Source organism: Bradyrhizobium sp. 153, from assembly GCF_023073835.1.
Classification (GTDB): Bacteria; Pseudomonadota; Alphaproteobacteria; order Rhizobiales; family Xanthobacteraceae; genus Bradyrhizobium.
Map to the genome: position 1 here is coordinate 264,276 of NZ_JADPKH010000037.1, position 18,058 is coordinate 282,333.

Annotated in this window: 19 protein-coding genes and 1 riboswitch; of the genes, 11 read left to right on the forward strand and 8 right to left on the reverse strand. The window is 64.9% G+C overall.

Translation table 11 applies throughout. The features are described from left to right. Positions 1-708 carry a phosphate regulon transcriptional regulator PhoB gene (gene phoB, locus IVA91_RS11000; protein WP_008143479.1) on the forward strand — a complete coding sequence of 236 codons (708 nt, stop codon included), beginning with the start codon at positions 1-3 and terminating at the stop codon, positions 706-708. A 260-nt stretch (positions 709-968) separates the two neighbouring features. Here phoB and IVA91_RS11005 read toward each other — a convergent pair whose 3' ends face one another. After that, positions 969-1,481, reverse strand: coding sequence for a GcrA family cell cycle regulator (locus tag IVA91_RS11005; protein ID WP_247281831.1), 513 nt, complete (start codon positions 1,479-1,481; stop codon positions 969-971). A gap of 468 nt (positions 1,482-1,949) precedes the next feature. Between IVA91_RS11005 and IVA91_RS11010 the strand changes: the two genes are divergently transcribed. The 3 genes from IVA91_RS11010 (at position 1,950) to IVA91_RS11020 (ending at position 5,244) form a co-directional block, all read left to right on the forward strand. Beyond that, positions 1,950-3,158, forward strand: coding sequence for an aspartate aminotransferase family protein (locus tag IVA91_RS11010; protein WP_247281830.1), 1,209 nt, complete (start codon positions 1,950-1,952; stop codon positions 3,156-3,158). Then, positions 3,158-4,081 carry an ornithine carbamoyltransferase gene (gene argF, locus IVA91_RS11015; RefSeq protein WP_247281829.1) on the forward strand — a complete coding sequence of 308 codons (924 nt, stop codon included), beginning with the start codon at positions 3,158-3,160 and terminating at the stop codon, positions 4,079-4,081. The genes IVA91_RS11010 and argF overlap by 1 nt, the downstream gene beginning before the upstream one ends. A 155-nt stretch (positions 4,082-4,236) precedes the next feature. Then, a complete protein-coding gene (locus IVA91_RS11020; protein ID WP_247281828.1) occupies positions 4,237-5,244 on the forward strand; it encodes an Hsp33 family molecular chaperone in 1,008 nt (335 codons plus the stop codon). 187 nt (positions 5,245-5,431) lie between these two features. On the opposite strand, the gene apaG is transcribed toward IVA91_RS11020, so the two are convergent. After that, complete coding sequence (gene apaG, locus IVA91_RS11025; protein WP_176945497.1) at positions 5,432-5,824, reverse strand: Co2+/Mg2+ efflux protein ApaG; 393 nt, start codon at positions 5,822-5,824, stop codon at positions 5,432-5,434. 197 nt (positions 5,825-6,021) lie between these two features. Here apaG and IVA91_RS11030 point away from each other — a divergent pair, with 197 nt between their 5' ends. From IVA91_RS11030 to IVA91_RS11040, 3 genes are read left to right on the forward strand one after another with little or no spacing between them, the layout of a single operon-like run. Then, the gene (locus IVA91_RS11030) at positions 6,022-7,278 is read left to right on the forward strand and encodes an OpgC domain-containing protein (RefSeq protein ID WP_247281827.1); all 1,257 of its coding nucleotides are present in this window, start codon (positions 6,022-6,024) and stop codon (positions 7,276-7,278) included. After that, positions 7,278-8,057: an SGNH/GDSL hydrolase family protein gene (locus IVA91_RS11035; RefSeq protein WP_247281826.1), complete on the forward strand. Its 780-nt coding sequence runs from the start codon at positions 7,278-7,280 to the stop codon at positions 8,055-8,057. The genes IVA91_RS11030 and IVA91_RS11035 overlap by 1 nt, the downstream gene beginning before the upstream one ends. 12 nt (positions 8,058-8,069) lie before the next feature. Continuing rightward, entirely contained in the window at positions 8,070-9,053 is a 984-nt protein-coding gene (locus IVA91_RS11040; RefSeq protein ID WP_247458741.1) for an SGNH/GDSL hydrolase family protein, read from the forward strand. A gap of 170 nt (positions 9,054-9,223) precedes the next feature. Here IVA91_RS11040 and IVA91_RS11045 read toward each other — a convergent pair whose 3' ends face one another. Beyond that, positions 9,224-10,411 (reverse strand): O-succinylhomoserine sulfhydrylase, encoded by a 1,188-nt coding sequence (locus IVA91_RS11045; RefSeq protein ID WP_247281824.1) that lies wholly within the window; start codon positions 10,409-10,411, stop codon positions 9,224-9,226. A 73-nt stretch (positions 10,412-10,484) separates the two neighbouring features. After that, positions 10,485-10,564, reverse strand: a riboswitch (SAM riboswitch). Between the two features lie 110 nt (positions 10,565-10,674). Between IVA91_RS11045 and IVA91_RS11050 the strand changes: the two genes are divergently transcribed. The 4 genes from IVA91_RS11050 to IVA91_RS11065 all read left to right on the forward strand — a co-directional run bounded on the left by IVA91_RS11050 (position 10,675) and on the right by IVA91_RS11065 (position 15,140). Then, on the forward strand, positions 10,675-11,781 hold the full coding sequence (locus tag IVA91_RS11050; protein ID WP_247281823.1) for a 2'-deoxycytidine 5'-triphosphate deaminase: 1,107 nt from the start codon (positions 10,675-10,677) through the stop codon (positions 11,779-11,781). Between the two features lie 180 nt (positions 11,782-11,961). Next, on the forward strand, positions 11,962-12,375 hold the full coding sequence (locus IVA91_RS11055) for a PAS domain S-box protein (protein ID WP_247281822.1): 414 nt from the start codon (positions 11,962-11,964) through the stop codon (positions 12,373-12,375). A gap of 104 nt (positions 12,376-12,479) precedes the next feature. After that, a complete protein-coding gene (locus IVA91_RS11060) occupies positions 12,480-13,532 on the forward strand; it encodes a hypothetical protein (RefSeq protein WP_247281821.1) in 1,053 nt (350 codons plus the stop codon). 162 nt (positions 13,533-13,694) lie between these two features. Further along, positions 13,695-15,140 (forward strand): MATE family efflux transporter, encoded by a 1,446-nt coding sequence (locus tag IVA91_RS11065; RefSeq protein ID WP_247281820.1) that lies wholly within the window; start codon positions 13,695-13,697, stop codon positions 15,138-15,140. Here the strand turns inward: IVA91_RS11065 and IVA91_RS11070 are convergent. The 5 genes from IVA91_RS11070 to IVA91_RS11090 form a co-directional block, all read right to left on the reverse strand. After that, positions 15,137-15,625, reverse strand: coding sequence for a hypothetical protein (locus tag IVA91_RS11070; RefSeq protein WP_247450598.1), 489 nt, complete (start codon positions 15,623-15,625; stop codon positions 15,137-15,139). The genes IVA91_RS11065 and IVA91_RS11070 overlap by 4 nt on opposite strands. 99 nt (positions 15,626-15,724) lie before the next feature. After that, entirely contained in the window at positions 15,725-16,126 is a 402-nt protein-coding gene (locus IVA91_RS11075; RefSeq protein WP_247281818.1) for an SRPBCC family protein, read from the reverse strand. Between the two features lie 244 nt (positions 16,127-16,370). Further along, positions 16,371-16,730 carry a VOC family protein gene (locus tag IVA91_RS11080; protein WP_247281817.1) on the reverse strand — a complete coding sequence of 120 codons (360 nt, stop codon included), beginning with the start codon at positions 16,728-16,730 and terminating at the stop codon, positions 16,371-16,373. A 108-nt stretch (positions 16,731-16,838) separates the two neighbouring features. Next, a complete protein-coding gene (locus tag IVA91_RS11085) occupies positions 16,839-17,117 on the reverse strand; it encodes a hypothetical protein (RefSeq protein WP_247281816.1) in 279 nt (92 codons plus the stop codon). A gap of 100 nt (positions 17,118-17,217) precedes the next feature. Further along, a complete protein-coding gene (locus IVA91_RS11090; RefSeq protein ID WP_247281815.1) occupies positions 17,218-18,057 on the reverse strand; it encodes an AraC family transcriptional regulator in 840 nt (279 codons plus the stop codon). Position 18,058: the final 1 nt, after the last annotated feature.

The window sequence follows — 18,058 nt, forward strand, 5'->3', positions numbered from 1 at the left end:
ATGGGCGCACGCATTATGGTGGTTGAGGACGAGGAAGCTCTCACCGAGCTTCTCCGTTACAACCTCGAAGGCGACGGCTATGACGTGGAGACGGTAATGCGCGGCGACGACGCCGACACCCGCCTCAAGGAACACATCCCCGATCTGATCGTGCTCGACTGGATGCTGCCGGGACTGTCCGGCATCGAGTTGTGTCGGCGGCTGCGCACCCGTCCCGAGACCAAGCAGCTCCCGATCATCATGCTGACCGCGCGCGGCGAGGAAAGCGAGCGGGTGCGGGGTCTTGCGACCGGCGCCGATGACTACATCGTCAAGCCGTTCTCGGTGCCGGAGCTGCTCGCGCGCGTGAAGGGCCTTCTGCGGCGCGCAAGCCCCGAGCGGCTCGCCACCGTGCTCGCCTATGGCGACATCGAGCTCGATCGCGACAAGCGCCGCGTCGCGCGCTCGGGCCGGCCGATCGATCTCGGCCCGACCGAATATCGCCTGCTGGAGTTCTTCCTGGAGCATCCCGGCCGCGTGTTCTCGCGCGAGCAGCTGCTCGACAGCGTCTGGGGCCGCGACATCTACATCGACGAGCGCACCGTCGACGTCCATATCGGCCGCCTGCGCAAGCTGCTCAATCTCGGCCGCGAGCAGGACCCGATCCGCACCGTCCGCGGCGCGGGTTATGCGCTGGATGATCGGTTTGCAAAGGCGGAGCAGACGTAGGCCCAACTGCGTCACCAAGCTCGGTCGTCGTCCCGGACAAGCGTAGCTCCCGGCAACGCGCAGCGTTGTCCGGAGCGAAGCGCCGATCCGGACGCATAGCCACAGGACGTGGTTGTTGCGCGAAAAGGTAACTCCGAGTCCCCGTAACCACGGCTTGCGGTGGCTATCGGTCCCGGTCCGGCGCTTCGCTTGTCCGGGACGACGTCGGGTTTGTTGCGCCGTCACCGCGTGACGGCTGCCGGTTCGATCTCAGGAAATAATCACCGCGTGCTCGGCTTCGGTGCCGCCCGCCGGCGATCCGCTGCCGGCTGATAGGCGACGCGCGAGTGCTGGGCGCAGTAGGGCAGGCCTGACAGCGCCTTGCCGCCACAGAAGAAGAAGTCCGGGCTGGAGGGATCGCCGACCGGCCAGTGGCACGTCGCCTCGTTCAATTCCAGCAGCGACAGCCGCTGACTCATCGGCACCACGTTGTCGTAGGTGACCGGTTCGGCCTCCACCTCGACCTCGAAGGCCTGCGCCAGCGCGGTGTTGCCGCGCGAGATCGGCCGGGTCACCCGCATCATATGCTGCGCGGGCCGCGCCTTGCGCGGCCGCGGCGCTGCCGATGAAGGGCTCTTGGCGCGGCCCGACAGGCCGAGCCTGTGCACTTTGCCGATCACGGCATTGCGGGTCACATTGCCGAGCTCGGCCGCGATCTGGCTGGCCGAAAGTCCGGCCTCCCAGAGCTTTTTCAGCTGCTCGACGCGATCGTCGGACCAGGTCAAAACCGTCATTGCACCCTTTCCCTCGTTGCGCGCCGCCATCCTGGGGCCTCACAGCGAATGCTTAAGCCTTGAAAAACCCGTGCCGTCAGAATCCCTTAAGGCTCGCCGGGCGCGTGACTGACGCCCGAACGTTTACGCCGGTACATGAGGACTCTTGGGATCAGAACCGCTGCACGAGATGTCGTATCTGACAGTCCAAACGCTACAATATGGCGTGACTCCCGCGCAAGAGTCCGCCGACTCGCTTCCACATGTTCCGTGGTGAAAACCCCGCAAGATCGGCACCGCAAGACTACGGATTTCGCGTTTCGCGAGGCTTTCCGGGCGGCATTGACACCCGTCTTGCCAGGCATAAGATGGTGACGCGTGCCGCCCTTAAAAGGCGGCACGTTTCGTTTTCCGGACCGGTCAATGGTGCGCTGCGCAAGGCATGCCAGGCAGGTCTCAACGTCCAAATGCAACATCCAAGTGATGGTCATGACCAACAGCGCCGCGCCGCATCTGCTTCCCGTTTTCGCCAGGGCGGACCTTGGCTTCGAGCGCGGCGAAGGCTGCTGGCTGATCGCGACCAATGGCGATCGCTATCTCGATTTCACCTCGGGCGTCGCCGTGAACGCGCTCGGCCACGCCCATCCTGCGTTGGTCAAGGCATTGCAGGAGCAGGCGACCAAGCTCTGGCACATGTCGAACCTGTTCCAGAGTCCCGATGGCGAACGGCTTGCAACGCGTTTGTGCAACGAAAGTTTCGCGGACTTCGTGTTCTTCTGCAATTCCGGCGCCGAAGCGTTGGAATGCGTGATCAAGGTCGTGCGGCGCTATCATGCGGCCAAAGGCCATCCCGATCGCTATCGCATGATCACCTTCGAAGGCGCCTTCCACGGCCGCACGCTGGCGACGTTGGCGGCGACGGGCTCGGCAAAATATCTTGAAGGTTTCGGCCCGCCCATGGATGGCTTCGACCAGGTCCCGCATGGCGATATCGAGGCCGTGAAGAAGGCGATCGGTCCGCAGACCGCCGGCATCCTGATCGAGCCGATCCAGGGCGAGGGCGGTGTGCGTTCGTCAACACCCGCCTTCCTCAAGGCGCTGCGTCAGCTCTGTGACGAGAAGGGCCTGTTGCTCGCGTTCGACGAGGTGCAGACCGGCATGGGCCGCACCGGCGATCTGTTCGCGCATCGCCGTCTCGGCGTCACCCCCGACGTGATGTCGCTGGCGAAAGCGCTCGGTGGCGGCTTCCCGATCGGCGCTTGTCTTGCCACCGCGGAAGCGGCCTCCGGCATGACGCCCGGCTCGCACGGCTCGACCTTCGGCGGCAATCCGCTCGCGATTTCCGCTGCGAACGCCGTGCTCGACGTCATGCTCGAGCCCGGCTTTTTCGATCACGTGCAGAGGATGTCGCTGCTGCTCAAGCAGAAGCTCGCCTCGGTGATCGATCGCTATCCTGATGTCGTCAGCGAAGTCCGTGGTGAGGGGCTCCTGATCGGCATCAAGGCGGTCGTGCCTTCGGGTGATCTCGTTACCGCCCTGCGCAACGAAAAGCTGCTCACCGTCGGCGCCGGCGACAATGTGGTGCGCTTCCTACCGCCTCTGATCGTCACCGAAGCCGAGATCGAGGACAGCGTCGGGCGGCTCGAGCGCGCCTGCGCGGCGATCTCGTGCAGTCAGACCAAGCGGGCGGCAAGCTGATGAGCAATTCGCCAAAGCACTTCCTCGACATCAACGAGCTCCCGCTGTCGGAGCTCAAGCGCATGCTCGCCGCATCCTCCGCCATGAAGGCGAAGCAGAAGGCGCATCAGCCGGTCAGGCCGCTCGAAGGCAAGACGCTGGCGATGATCTTCGAGCGCCCCTCGACGCGGACGCGGGTGTCGTTCGACGTCGCCATGCGCCAGCTCGGCGGCGAGCCCATCATGCTCACCGGCGCCGAAATGCAGCTCGGCCGGGGCGAGACCATCGCCGACACCGCGCGCGTGCTGTCGCGCTATGTCGACGCCATCATGATCCGCATCCTCAATCACGAGGCGCTGCTGGAGCTTGCGGCCCATGCGACCGTGCCCGTCATCAACGGCCTGACGCGCCGTTCGCACCCTTGCCAGGTGATGGCCGACCTCATGACCTATGAGGAGCATCGCGGCCCGATCGAGGGCAAGACGGTGGCCTGGACAGGCGACGACAACAACGTGCTGGCGTCCTGGGCCCACGCCGCCGAGCGCTTCAAGTTCCAGCTCAACGTCGCAACGCCGCCGGAGCTCGCGCCGAAAAAGGCGATGCGCGATTGGATCAAGATGACCAATGCGCCGATCGTGCTCGGCACCGATCCGGAAGCCGCCGTGAGGGGCGCCGACTGCGTCGTCACCGACACCTGGGTGTCGATGGGCGACAAGGAAGGCGAGCACCGCCACAACGTGCTCAAGCCCTACCAGGTCAATGCCAAGCTGATGTCGCTGGCCAAGCCCGACGCGCTGTTCATGCACTGCCTGCCTGCCCATCGCGGCGAGGAGGTCACGGATGAAGTGATCGACGGCCCGCAATCGGTCGTGTTCGACGAGGCCGAAAACCGCCTGCACGCGCAGAAGGGCATTCTGGCCTGGTGCTTTGACGCGGTGAAGTAGCGCAGCCTGGTGAAGGCGAAGTGGGTTTGGTTCGTCGTCCTGGCGAGAAGCCGGGACGACGCCGAACCAGCAGTATCGTGTGTGATCATAACTGCCTCGGGAACACTCCCTCGCGCCCCCTTCCATTTCCCACCTCCGACCCCAGATACACGGCCATGGTTTCCCAATCCCCTGACATGAAAACCGGGCCAGAAGGCCCGGTTCGCGCGCCATCACCGGTTCCGATCGATGACGCCGTGCTGCCCTACGAGGTCGACGCACTCGACGTGCGCGGCCGCTTGGTGCGGCTCGGTCCGGCGCTCGACGACATTCTCACCAAGCACGATTATCCCGCTCCCGTCGGCAAGCTGCTCGGCGAGGCCATCGTGCTGACGACGTTGCTCGGCTCGGCGCTGAAATTCGAGGGCCGCTTCATCCTCCAGGCCCAAACCGACGGTCCGGTGTCGTTCCTTGTCGTCGACTACATGGCGCCGGATCGCCTGCGCGCCTATGCGCGTTTCGATGCCGCGCGTCTCGGTAACGCCAAAGATTCCGGCACGCTGCTCGGCCGCGGTCATCTCGCCATGACCATCGACCAGGGCCCCGACATGAGCCGTTACCAGGGTCTGGTCGCGCTCGACGGTGGCAGCCTGGAAGAGGCCGCTCACGAATATTTCCTCCGCTCCGAGCAGATCCCGACGCGCGTGCGTCTTGCGGTCGGCGAGGAGTGGCGCAGTAGCGACGGCGGCAAGCATCGCTGGCGCGCCGGTGGCATGTTGATGCAGTTTCTGCCCAAGGCGCCGGAGCGCGCGCGGCAGGCGGACCTGCATCCCGGGGATGCGCCCGAAGGCAGCGAGGTGCACAGCGTCGCCGAAGACGACGCCTGGGTCGAGGCGCGCTCGCTGATCGAGACCGTCGAGGACGTCGAGCTGATCGATCCCGAGCTCTCCGGCGAGCGGCTGCTGTTTCGCCTCTTCCACGAGCGCGGCGTGCGCGTGTTCAATTCGCAGGTTCTGGAAGCGCGGTGCTCCTGCTCGCGCGATGCGGTTGCCTCGATGCTCAAGAGCTTCTCGCCCGACGATCGCGCCGCGATGGTCAAGGACGACAAGGTCGTCGTCACCTGCGAGTTCTGCTCGTCGGTCTACCAGTTCACGCCGCACGAGGCGGGCGTGGAGGACGCCTAGGCATCGCGCATAGCTAGGCTAGGAATGACGAGGCTGGGGAGGCTGCTCGCACATACTCGCTGTCATCGCCCGGCCGTGATCGGGCGATCCAATACTCCGAGACGACAGTGATTGAGCCAAACACTGATTGAACCGATAGGCCGCGGCTTGCTGGATTCTCCGCCTTCGCGGGGAATGACATCGGAGGCTAGTTCAACACCCGCTTGTTGTCCGGACTGTCCAGCGAGAACGTCGGCACGTCGATCTCGAAGCGCTCGCCGCTTTCGCTGACCATCTGGTAGCGGCCGGTCATGAAGCCGGAGGCGGTCGTGAGCGGCACGCCGGAGGTGTATTCGAAGCGCTCGCCGGGGGCCAGGATCGGCTGCTCACCGACGACGCCCTCGCCCTTCACCTCCTGCTGGCGGCCGGAGGCGTCGGTGATGATCCAGTGCCGCGTCTTCAGCTGCACGGTCTCGTCACCGGAATTGGTGATGACGATGGTGTAGGACCAGAAATAGCGGGAGCGGTCGGCCGACGACTGCTCCGGAACAAAGTTCGGCTCGACGGTCACTTCGATCTGGCGGGTCACGGCGCGGTACATGATGGCCCATCATAGCGAAATCCGCCCGGGGAACCAAACGCCGGAGACGGCTTTGGCGACATCGTCCCGCCAGAATTCGCGGGGAAGGGACTCCCAAGGGGGAGACAACCTTATGTGATCCGGCCGCTTTGCGAGACGACGGCCGGACCGGTAAACTCCATTGAACGTCGCGATTTGCGGAAGGGTTTTTGGCCCCGATGACCATTGCCGACCAAGTGACGGGATCGACGATCGCGGGAACCGCCGGTGCCAAACCCGCAGGGACCAAGCCGCGCGCCGCCGCGCCAGCCATTACGCTGCCGGCGATCGGCGAGCGCGAGCTCCGGCTCGATCTGTTCCGCGGCCTGGCGCTGTGGCTGATCTTCATCGACCATCTGCCAACCAGCCTGCTGACCTGGTTCACCATTCGCAATTACGGCTTCAGCGACGCCACCGAGATCTTCATCTTCATCTCCGGCTATACCGCCGCCTTCGTCTACGGCCGGGCAATGCTGGAGAGCGGCGCCGTCATCGCCACCGCGCGCATCCTGCGCCGCGTCTGGCAGATTTACGTCGCCCACGTCTTCCTGTTCACGATCTTCCTCGCCGAAATCTCCTATGTGGCGACCAGCTTCGAGAACCCGCTCTACACCGAAGAGATGGGCATCATGGATTTCCTCAAGCAGCCCGACGTCACCATCGTGCAGGCGCTGCTGCTGCGCTTCCGGCCCGTCAACATGGACGTGCTGCCGCTCTACATCGTGCTGATGCTGGCGCTGCCGTTGATCCTGTGGTCGATGAAGTGGAAGCCCGACGTCACGCTCGGCCTCTCGGTCGTGCTCTACGCCGTGACGTGGGAATACGACCTCTACTTCTCGGCCTATCCGAACGGCTTCTGGGCGTTCAATCCGCTGGCCTGGCAATTGCTTTTCGTCTTCGGTGCATGGTGTGCGCTCGGAGGCGCGCGGCGCATGTCGCGCATTCTGGCATCACCCGTGACGATGTGGATCTCGATCGCCTATCTCGCCGCGGCGTTCTACGTGACGCTGACCTGGTACGTGCCGCAGCTCGGCCACTTCATGCCGAAGCGGATCGAGCAGTGGATGTATCCGATCGACAAGACCGATCTCGACGTGCTGCGCTTCACACATTTCCTGGCGCTGGCCGCGCTCACCGTGCGCTTCCTGCCGCGGACCTGGCCGGGCCTGAAATCGCCCTGGCTGCGGCCGCTGATCCTATGCGGGCAGCATTCGCTCGAGATCTTCTGTCTCGGCGTCTTCCTGGCTTTCGCCGGCCATTTCATCCTGGCCGAAGTTTCCGGCGGGGCAGCCATGCATGCGTTGATTAGTCTCTCCGGAATCCTGATCATGTGGGGGGTGGCGTGGGTGATTTCGTGGTACAAGCGCGTGGCTGACAAGAGCGGTGCGAAAACCAAAAACGCCGTCGGCAACGCCGATCTGGCGGGAGGGGGCTGATGAAGGCGAAGGTTCTCCTGAGCCTGATCCTGCTATGCGGTGGCCTCGCCGCGGCCACGGCGCGCGCGGGCGATGCTGCGCCTGCTGCCTCGGCCGCGCCCCCGGCCTGCGAATTGCCGTCCTATCTGCTTACCAGCGAAAGCCAGCTTCCCAAAGTCGCCGATGCCATCAAGTCCGGCAAGCCGCTCGAGATTCTGGTCATCGGAAGCCGCTCGACCACGATTCCATCCTCGGAGAGCAGCTCATATCCGGCGCGCATGGAGACGATCCTCAAGGAGAAGCTGCCCGCGTCCGAAGTGGTGCACGTCTCCGTAGAAATACAGAGCAAGAAAACGGCAGGGGAGACCGCGTCCACTTTCATTAAGCTGATGGAAGCAAAAATGCCTACTTTGGTCATCTGGCAGACCGGGACCGTGGATGCTATCCGATCCATCGATCCCGACGATTTTCGCGGCGCGGTAACCGAAGGGGTTACCGCGTTGCAAAAGGCAGGGGCTGACGTCGTCTTGATGAATTTGCAGTACAGTCCGCGTACCGAAACCATGATCTCGGCGCAGCCTTTTCTCGATAATATGCGTGTGGTGGCGCAGGAGCACGACGTCCCACTGTTCGACCGTTTCGCGATCATGCGACAGTGGAATGATCAGGGCCAGTTCGACTTGTTCAACCCGTCCCGCGGGCCTGAACTGGCGAAACAGGTCCATGATTGCCTTGGCCGGGCGTTGGCACAGTTCGTGATTGATGCTGCCCATCTGGAGCCGGCCCAGCAGCAAAATTGAGGTCTAGCGTTAATGAGTTCTCTCCGCCCTTTTTGCCTGACGTCATGGCTGGCGCCCGCGGCGGCGGCGCTGCTGCTGCTGATGCCCGCTTCGCAGCCGCGCGCGCAGACGCAAGCCGCTCAGGCGACGCCCGCGCAGCCGGCTGATTCCGCTACCGCACCGCCCTCCCAGACCACCGTCGCCGCGACGTCCCCCGAGCAGCGCGGCGTCACGGCGCGCGCCATCGACAAGGTGAAGGAAGTCGCAAAGTCCGCCGGCGACATCTTCAGCCGCGTGCCCTGCCTGCCGCCGAAGGGCGGCTCGAAGGCGATGGGCTCGCTGCCGCGTGTCGCAAGCAAGCTCGTCGCCGGCCAGCCCGTCGTCATCGTCGCGTTCGGCTCGTCGTCCACCGCAGGATTCGGTGCGAGCTCGCCGGAGTTCAATTATCCGAACCGTCTCGCCGCACAGCTGCGCCGGCACTATCCGACCGCTGACATCACCGTCATCAATGCCGGCGTCGGTGGCGAGGATGCGCCCGAGATGATGAAGCGCCTCCAGACGCAGGTCATCGACGTGCATCCGGATCTCGTGATCTGGCAGGTCGGCACCAACGCCGTGCTGCGCAATCTCGATCCCGCCGATACCGCAAAACTGGTCGAGGACGGCATCAGCCGCATCCAGGCCGCCGGTGGCGCCGACATCGTGCTGGTCGATCCGCAATATTCGCCGGCGGTCAACCAGCGCGCCGAGAGCGCCGGCAAGATGGTGAAGCTGCTCGGCAAGGTCGCCGAGCTCCGTCACGTTGGCATCTTCCCGCGCTTCGAGGTGATGCGCGACTGGCACGAGAAGCAGGCGATCCCGGTCGAGAGTTTCGTTATCGCCGACGGCCTGCACATGAACGATTGGGGCTACGCATGCTTCGCCCAACTCCTCGCCGATGACATCATCCGCTCCGTCGGCCAGATCAAGCTCGGTGTGAACGTGCCCGCGGATGTGCGCACGTATCGGCCGATGTAGGTTGCTTCACCCTCCCCTGGGAGGGGGAGGGTCGATCGCGCACAGGCGAGCGGGGTGGGTGATCTCTCCGCTCGGGCGTTGGATGCGGAAAGACCGTCACCCCACCCCGTCTCACATTTCGTTGCGCTCCATGTGAGCCGACCCTCCCCCTCCAGGGGAGGGTAAGAAGATCACGCCTTCTCCAGCGCCGCGGTCAGATCCTCGATCAGATCTTCCGCATGCTCGAGCCCGGCGGAGAAGCGGATGAAGCCTTCGCTGATGCCGAGCGCGGCGCGGTCTTCGGGCTTCAGACGCTGATGCGTCGTAGTGGCCGGATGCGTGACGAGGCTCTTGGCGTCGCCGAGATTGTTGGAGATCTTCGCCAGCTTCAACTCATTGAGCACGCGAAACGCCGCCTGCTTGCCGCCCTTCAACTCGAAGCCGACCAGCGTCGAGCCGCCACGCATCTGCTTCTTCACCAGCGCGGCCTGAGGATGATCGGCGCGGCCGGGATAGACCAGCCGCGAGATCTTGGGATGGCTCGCCAGCACCTCGGCAATGCGCGCTGCGGTGTCGGTCTGCGCGCGCACGCGCACGCCCAGCGTTTCCAGGCCCTTGAGCAGGACCCAGGCGTTGAACGGCGAGATCGACGGGCCGGTCTGGCGCATGAAATTGTGGATGTGCTCGGCGATGAAGGCTTCCGAGGACAGGATGATGCCGCCGAGACACCGCCCCTGGCCGTCGATATGCTTGGTCGCGGAATAGACCACGACGTCGGCCCCGAGCGCGAGCGGGCTCTGCCAGATCGGGGTTGCGAACACGTTGTCGACCACCAGTCGCGCGCCGCCCTTGTGCGCGATCTCGGCGATCGAGGGAATGTCGAGCACATCTAACGTCGGATTGGTCGGGCTCTCCAGGAAGAACGTCTTGGTGTTCGGCTTGAGAGCGCGCTGCCATTGGTCGAGGTCGAGGCCGTCGACCAGCGTGGTCTCGATGCCGTAGCGCGGCAGCAGATCCTGCACCACATAGAGGCACGAGCCGAACAGCGCGCGCGACGCCACCACATGATCGCCCGCCTTCAGGGGCGCCAGGATCGCAGTCGTCACCGCGGCCATGCCGGTGGCCGCCGAGCGAGCGGCTTCGGCGCCTTCGAGCTCGATCATGCGGCGCTCGAACATCGCGATGGTCGGATTGGAATAGCGCGAATAGATGAAGCCGGGGTCCTCGCCCTTGAACCGCGCCTCGCACTCCTCGGCGCTGTTGTAGACGTACCCTTGCGTCAGGAACAGCGCCTCCGACGTCTCGCCATATTGCGAGCGCAGGGTGCCGGAATGGACCAGGCGGGTTTCGGGACGGTAAGTGGCAGGCGACTTCGACATAGGACCTCCGACATGACCATTCGAGCAAAAATGGTCACAAAAAAACCGGCCTGGATATCTCCATGGGCCGGGATCACAGAGGTCCCCGGCCTGTTTAGCGACTTATTTAACGTGGCTGCAAGCCGGCCGGCTCAAATCACCACGGGATAAGTGATGCTCATATTCCGCAATGCCCTTTCCGTCAAGGCGTCCATCGGATAGCCGTAAAAGGCTAGTATTTCCCGTATCTCGGGATGCGTTTGCCCCTTGCTGAGGACCCCCGGTTGACGTTCACGGTCGCTGCCGACGCCAATGGTATCCTGCCTGACCGCATGATTGCGGCGATGGCAGAGGCGGGGCTGATCCTGCCCGCCTACGACTTCGTCGAAAGCCAGATCCAGCCGGCGAGCCTCGATCTGCGCCTCGGCGACATCGCCTATCGCGTCCGCGCCAGCTTCCTGCCCGGTCCCGGCGCCACCGTCGCCGAGCGCATCGACGAATTGAAGCTGCACGAGTTCAGCCTTGCCGACGGCGCGGTGCTCGAGACCAACTGCGTCTACATCGTGCCGCTGCTGGAGAGCCTCGCGCTGCCGCCGGAGATCGTCGCGGCCGCGAATCCCAAGAGCTCGACCGGCCGGCTCGACGTCTTCACCCGCGTGATCGCCGACGGGACCCGCCGCTTCGACATGATCGGCGCCGGTTATCACGGCCCGCTCTATGCCGAGATCAGCCCGAAGACGTTTCCGGTGCTGGTGCGCGAGGGCTCGCGCCTGTCCCAGGTACGCTTCCGCACCGGTGACGCCATCCTCAATGCCGACGAGCTCGATGGCTTGCATGCGACCGAGCGCCTCGTCGACATCGACGATGCCGATCTGTCCGGCGGCGTCGCTGTCTCGGTTGACCTCTCCGGCGAGAAGGCCAACGGCTTCGTCGGTTACCGCGCCAAGCGCCACACCGGCGTCGTCGACGTCGACCGCCGCTCCGGCTATGCGGTGGAAGATTTTTGGGAGCCGATGTCGGCCCGTCCCGACGGCAGCCTGATCCTCGATCCCGGCGAGTTCTACATCCTGGCCTCGAAAGAGGCCGTGCAGGTCCCGCCCGATTACGCCGCGGAGATGGTGCCGTTCGATCCCTTGGTCGGCGAATTCCGCGTGCATTATGCCGGTTTCTTCGATCCCGGCTTCGGCTATGCCGGTGCCGGCGGGCAAGGCGCGCGCGCCGTGCTGGAGGTGCGCTCGCGCGAGGTGCCCTTCATCCTCGAGCATGGCCAGATCGTCGGCCGCCTCGTCTACGAGAAGATGCTGGCGCGTCCCGATGCGATGTACGGCCAGCGCATCGGCTCGAACTACCAGGCGCAGGGGCTGAAGCTGAGCAAGCATTTCCGGGTCTAGCGCTAGCCCCACGCTCCGCTGTCATGCCCGGCTTGGCCGGGGCATCCAGTACTCTGCGGCGATAGTTCGTTGCAAGAAACTTCCGCAGCGGAGTACTGGATCGCCCGATCAAGTCGGGCGATGACACCGAGTATGTGTCAGGATGCGAGCCGAAGTCCGGGCTACATGCGAGGTGGTGTCATGACCAATCCATCCCAACTCGACGCGAGAATCATCGACGACGTCGCGGACGCGCTGATCTATTCGGATCGCTCCGGCACGATCATGCGCTGGAATCGGGCATCGGCCGCCTTGTTCGGTTTCTCCGCCGGGGAGGCGCTCGGCCAGAACCTCGATCTGATCATTCCCGAGCATCTGCGCGCCGCGCACTGGAAAGGCTTCGAGGCTGCGCTGGCCAGCGGCACGATGAAGCTCGCGGGCAAGCCGACGCTGACACGCGCGCTGCACAAGAGCGGGCGCAAGCTCTACATTGAGATGACCTTCGCGCTGGTACGGGATGCCGGCGGAGCCGTGCTCGGATCGGTCGCGATGGCGCGCGACGTGACGGAGCGCATCGAGCGCGAACGCGCGGCCAAGGCTGCGCAAAATTCGTGATGCGGAATTGACGGGCCGTCGTGCAGGGCGGTCTGCATGCGTGCCATGTTGCCTGTCACCGGGTGCAGTGACACATTCGATCAAAACAACGATCGGGAGCGAACATGACCGCCGCATCAGACACAGCGCAGCAAGCCCAACGGAAACGCTGGCGCGCGGTCGCCGATCTCTATCACGCCTACTTCACCGGCCTGATCCTCACCGTGGTCACGCGGCGCGGCACGGCGGATGCCGCTGAATTTGTCTTCCGCGTGTTCCGCCGCCAGCAGCAGGAGCGCTTCCTGCCGGGGCTGGAAAAGCTCGGCCTCCGTCATCTGCCGCCGGCGGTGGCTGCCGCGCAATATCACTATCTCTCGAACTGGATCGGCGGCGTGCATGTCGAATACATGTATGAGAGCGACACCAAGGCCTGGATCCGCTATCCGCCGCCGCGTTGGATCTGGAAGGGCACCGCGATCTGCGGCGTGCCGGGCGAAGTCAGCTGCGCGATGCTGCGTGGCTGGCACGCCAACAACGGCGTAGCCCTCGGCGATCTCCGCCTCGGCTTCGTCTGCACCAAGCAGAGCGTCGACGGCCAGGATGGGCTCGAAGGCTATTATCATCAATACGATCATCCGCTCGATCTTGACCAGCGCCTGGTGTTCGCGCGGCATCTGGAGGCCCCTACGTTCGATGCGAAGACCGCGCCGGCTTTGCCGGTGGCGAGCTGGCCGAAACCGCGGCTCGAAAAAGCCTATCGCAACTACGCAATGGAATATGTCCGCACCGCCGCGCCCGTGATGGTGCAGCTGTTCGGCCCCGAGGACGCCGGCTATCTCCTGCATCTCACCGGCAAGCTGATCGGCATGCAATATTTCGACGAGGTCGCGGCGGCGTTGGCGATGAGCCGCGGCGGTGCGGGCGAATTCGCATCGTTCCTGAGCGCGCTGTTTGCCGCGCAGGACGATGCGGCCGAGACCTCGCAATCCGAAGGCGCCTTTGCAATCCATCAGCAGAGCTGGAGGCTGATGGACGATGTCGCCGACTATCACCAAACCTGCGCCAAGGTGCTGGAAGGATTGTTCGAAGGCCTCGCTGCAGGATGCGGAAGAAACATAGGCGTGCGCATGCACACCGCGAAGGGCGGCCGCCCGCCGCTGGTCTGGACGATTGAATAGCGACGGTGACAAGCCGCCGCCGCAGGGCACGCCTGCACCTGACGCAGGAGGAATCGGCGCCCGCCATGCTAACAAGCCCTGCCGCGCCCTGCGCGCGAATAGATTGATTGGCACACCTGTTTATTGCCGCGCCGCAAATGGCGCTCGTGTCCGGGAGAAGACATGTCCGACATCGCCGAAATCCCGGTCGATGAACAGGAGCGCCCGCTGCCGCCGCCTCCGCGGCCGGTCAGGAGCGCGCTGACCGACGGTCCGATCCTGCGCACGCTGCTTGGGCTCGCTTGGCCGAACGTGATCGGGTTGTCGGCCGGCATGTGCGTGGTGATCGCCGAGACCTCCTATGTCGGCCGGCTCGGCGTCGAGGCGCTGGCCGCGATGGCGCTGGTGTTTCCGACCGTGATTCTGACCATGACGATGTCGGGCGGCGCCATGGGCGGCGCGGTGGCCTCCGCCATCGCGCGTGCGCTCGGCGCCGGGGATCGCGAGCGCGCCGGAACGCTCGCCGTGCACGCGATTCTGATCGGCATCAGCTTCGGTCTCGTCTTCATGCTGGGAATGCTGATCTTCGGGCCGCGCCTGCTGGAATTGCTCGGCGGCCGCGGCAATGTGCTGACCCACGCCATCGCCTACACGCAGGTGTTTTTCGGCGGCGCGGTGCTGCCCTGGCTGCTCAACACCCTGGCGGGCGTCCTGCGCGGTACCGGCAACATGAAGCTGCCGTCGCTGTTGATCCTCAACTCGGCGGTCTGGCAGATCGTGCTGGGGGGCACGCTGGGCCTTGGGCTCGGGCCGGTGCCGCAGCTCGGCATGCGCGGCGTCGCGGCCGGCGCGCTGATCGCCTATTGCATGAACATCGGCGCGATGGGCTGGTATCTGTTCTCCGGCCGCGCCCGAATCGTCCTGAAGCTGCGCGGCCTGCGCATCCAATGGGCGATGTTTTTCGACATCCTGAAGGTCGGCGCCATCGCCTGCTTCTCGCCGCTGCAATCGGTGCTGACGATCTCGATCTTCACTCACATACTGGCGCAGTTCGGCACCGCGATTCTCGCCGGCTACGGTATCGGCGCGCGGCTGGAATTCCTGCTGACCTCGATCGCATTCTCGTTCGGCATCGCCTGTGTGCCGATGGTCGGGATGGCGATCGGGGCGGGCCGCATCGCGCGCGCCCGGCGCATCGCCTGGATCGCCAGTGCTGCGGCCTTCGTGGCGGTCGGCGCGCCGGCATGCCTCGTTGCGATCTTCCCCGATCTCTGGGTCAACATCTTCACCGACAGCGTGGCCGTGCGCGCGGCGAGCCATCAATATCTCTCGACGGTCGGACCGTTCTACGCCTTCTTCGGCCTTGCAACGACGATGTATTTCTCCTCGCAGGGCGCCGCCAAGGTGATCGGGCCGGTGCTGGCGCAGACCGCGCGATTGATCTACATCGCCGCTTGTGGCTGGTGGCTGTCGGCCCACGGCGCTACAGCGCAGAGCTTCTTCTGGCTCGCCGCAAGCTCGATGGTCGTGCTCGGCCTGCTGTCGTGCTCCAGCGTGGTGCTGACCCGCTGGGGACCGCGCAAGATGAAACCTGCGATCAGGCCAGCTCTGTCAGCTGCTGCCGACTAGCGATGCCTGTGGCGGCGATGGCCGCCGCCGGCATTGGCGAGCCGCATCAATTGCGGGATCATCGCCATCATGTCTCCGCCTCCGGCGCCGCCGAGCATGCCCATGACGTCGCGGCCGCCCATGCCGCCGAGCCCGGCCGGCATATAGCCGCCGCTCATCGGCGTGTAGCCGCCGTAGTTCGGCGCACCGAAGCCGCCGCCGAGATTGCCGCCGGACAGGCCGCCGCCCATCATGCCGCCGAGCCCGCCGCCGTTCTCCATCATGCGACTCATCATCGGGCCCATGGTCTGCATCAGCATGGCGAAGCGGCGCTTGCCCATCTTCGCCTTCATCATCTCCAGCATTGGCGCCATCTGGGCCATCATGTCCTCGCCATCGGCACCACCACCAAAACCCGCAAGCTGCGCCTTCGCCGGCGTGCTCGCGACGGAAAACAATAGCAGCACGGCGGCCGCCTGGCAGATCACCTTGTCCGCACCTCTCATGGCATGCTCCTCGCGTGCGTGGCTCCGCCGGGAAAGCGGAGCCAACCGGACGCACGTCGCATGGTTACGGCTGGCGAGGGCGGATCGCTGTGAGAAAGGTCACGCCGCGGCGGGCGGAAAAGCCCTGTGCAACGCGATCACGGCTTCGCTGGTCTGTCCCTGAACATAGGATGCAAGCTCGTTCGGCAACATGTCGATGGTCCAGACCAGGCGGCACCGCGTCTCGTCCTCGGCGATCACCTGCACGCAGGCGCTGTAGTGCTTCAGCCGCTCGTTGTTGATCGCATAGACCAGCCGTCGTCGCGCGTCGTCGCAATCGACCAGCACCTCGCGTGCCACCGAACCGTTGGCAAAGGTGACGATGCGCGCATCGCCGTCGAGGTTGCAGGCGGTGACGAAGCCCGGCACCAGCCGCTGATGCAGCGCGCCGAAGTCGCGCACCGCGTCCCAGACGTCGCGCGCGGAGGCGGGAAGGGGAATGTCATTGTGGATGGAGGCCATGGGGATTCCTATAATGTGGAGAGGCGGGCGATAGGGCCGTCATCTCAGGTGTCATCGCCCGACTTGATCGGGCGATCCAGTATTCCAGAGATCGACGTGATAGGATCGAGAAGCCGCGGCGTACGGGATGCCCGGTCCCGGCTTCGCCAAGGCTACGCCGGGGCCTCAAGGGTGCTCGGCCGCCGAAGCTTTAGCGAAGGCGGCAAGCCGGGGCATGACGGCTTGTAGCGAGGCGCGAGCACGCTCACGCACAAACCGCCTCGACATTGTTGCCATCAGGGTCGATCAAAAACGCCGCATAATAGGTCGGGCTGTAATCCTTGCGCGGCCCGGCGCCGCCATTGTCGCGACCGCCGTTCTTCAGGCCTTCGCTGTGGAACGCCTTGACCGCGTCGTGACCCTTGGCGCGAAACGCGATATGCGCGCCGTCGGCCCTGCGTCCCTTGTTGAGGTGCAGCCACAGCGCCGGCTCGCCCGTCGGCCCGAAGCCGGCATAGCCGTCGCCGCTCGAGCACAGGACATAGCCGAGCGGCGCCAGCACTGCTGTGTAGAAGCGCGTGGCGGCATCGAGGTCGGCAACGCGCAATCCGATGTGGTCGTACATGATCGTCTCCATTGCAGAAGCGCGCCGCTTGATGGCGCGCGCCGGAGACGAACCTAGTCAGTTGAGGGCAAGCTGCTCTTGGAGAATCTTGCTCTCCGCCCGTGCTAGCTAGATCGGGTAGCGCCATTTCAAGGCGCGGCGCAGCAGCAGGATTATTATGAACAGAACAACCACGATCAACCAATAGGCCCATGGAATCGTCCCCTCGTGCCCAAGATGAGCCATGTAAAGGGAGAGGCCGAGCAACGTCATGGTGAGCGCCGCGGTTGACCAGTACAGCGGTGATCGCGCCATACCGGTTGCGGCATATTCGTCCGCCTTCTCATGCGCACGCCTCATGCGGTAGTAGGCGAAGGCGCCGATGCCGATGATCAGGATCCATTCCACGTTGCGTCTCGCGGCACGCTTCGGTCGGACTTTATCGCGGTGCACGGGAGGCGATCTATTCCGCCGCGTCTGGTCAAGGAAGGCTTAGCGCTGAGCCCCATCAGTTCACAGCCAGTCTTTCGTCGAGAATCTTGCGCTGTCCCTTCGAGGCCTGCCGGAACTTGGTCGGCGAGACGCCCGCGGCGCGATGGAAGGTGCGGACGAAGTTGGAGAGATCGCCAAAGCCGACGTCATAGGCGATGTCGGTGACCGCGGTATCGTCCTCGGTGAGCAGCCGCGCGGCGTGTCGCAGGCGCGAGCGCACCAGATATTGATGCGGGGTGACACCGAGCACGGCCGAGAACAGCCGCAGGAAATGGAACGGGCTGAGGCCGGCCTGCTTTGCTGCCTGCTCGAGGTCGAGCTCGGCATGCGAATTGTCGTCGATCCACAGCGCGGCTTCCACCGCGCGGCGGCGGTCGCGCGCAGTGGGCCGCGCCGGCTTGCGCGCCTTGCCCGAGACGACCTCAATGAAGCGGCCGGCCAGGATTTGGCCAACCTCGTCGAGGCCGAGATCGCTGTTGCCATCTGCCGCCGTCTGGGCCAGCTCGCCCAGCACCATCAGTTCGGGCAGCGGCGACGTCGCGCCGACCTGCCAGACCTCGCGGCGTCCCCCGAGCGCGTCGACCAGATCTTCACTGAGGAAAAAGGACAGGCAGACGTCGCCGCACACGTGCTCATGCGTGCAGGTGTATTCCTCGCCGGGGGCGCCGACCAGCATCGAGCCCGCCACCAGTTCGAAGAAGCCGGCGCGGCAATGGCAGCCGAAGCTGCCGGAGCGGACGTAGGCGATGGAATGGCCGGTGCGGCATTCCGCAAATGGCGTGTCCTCCGGTCCCGCATCGCAGCGAAATTCGGAGACCGTCAGCGATGGCGTCGTCAGCAGCGTGGTCGCTTCCATG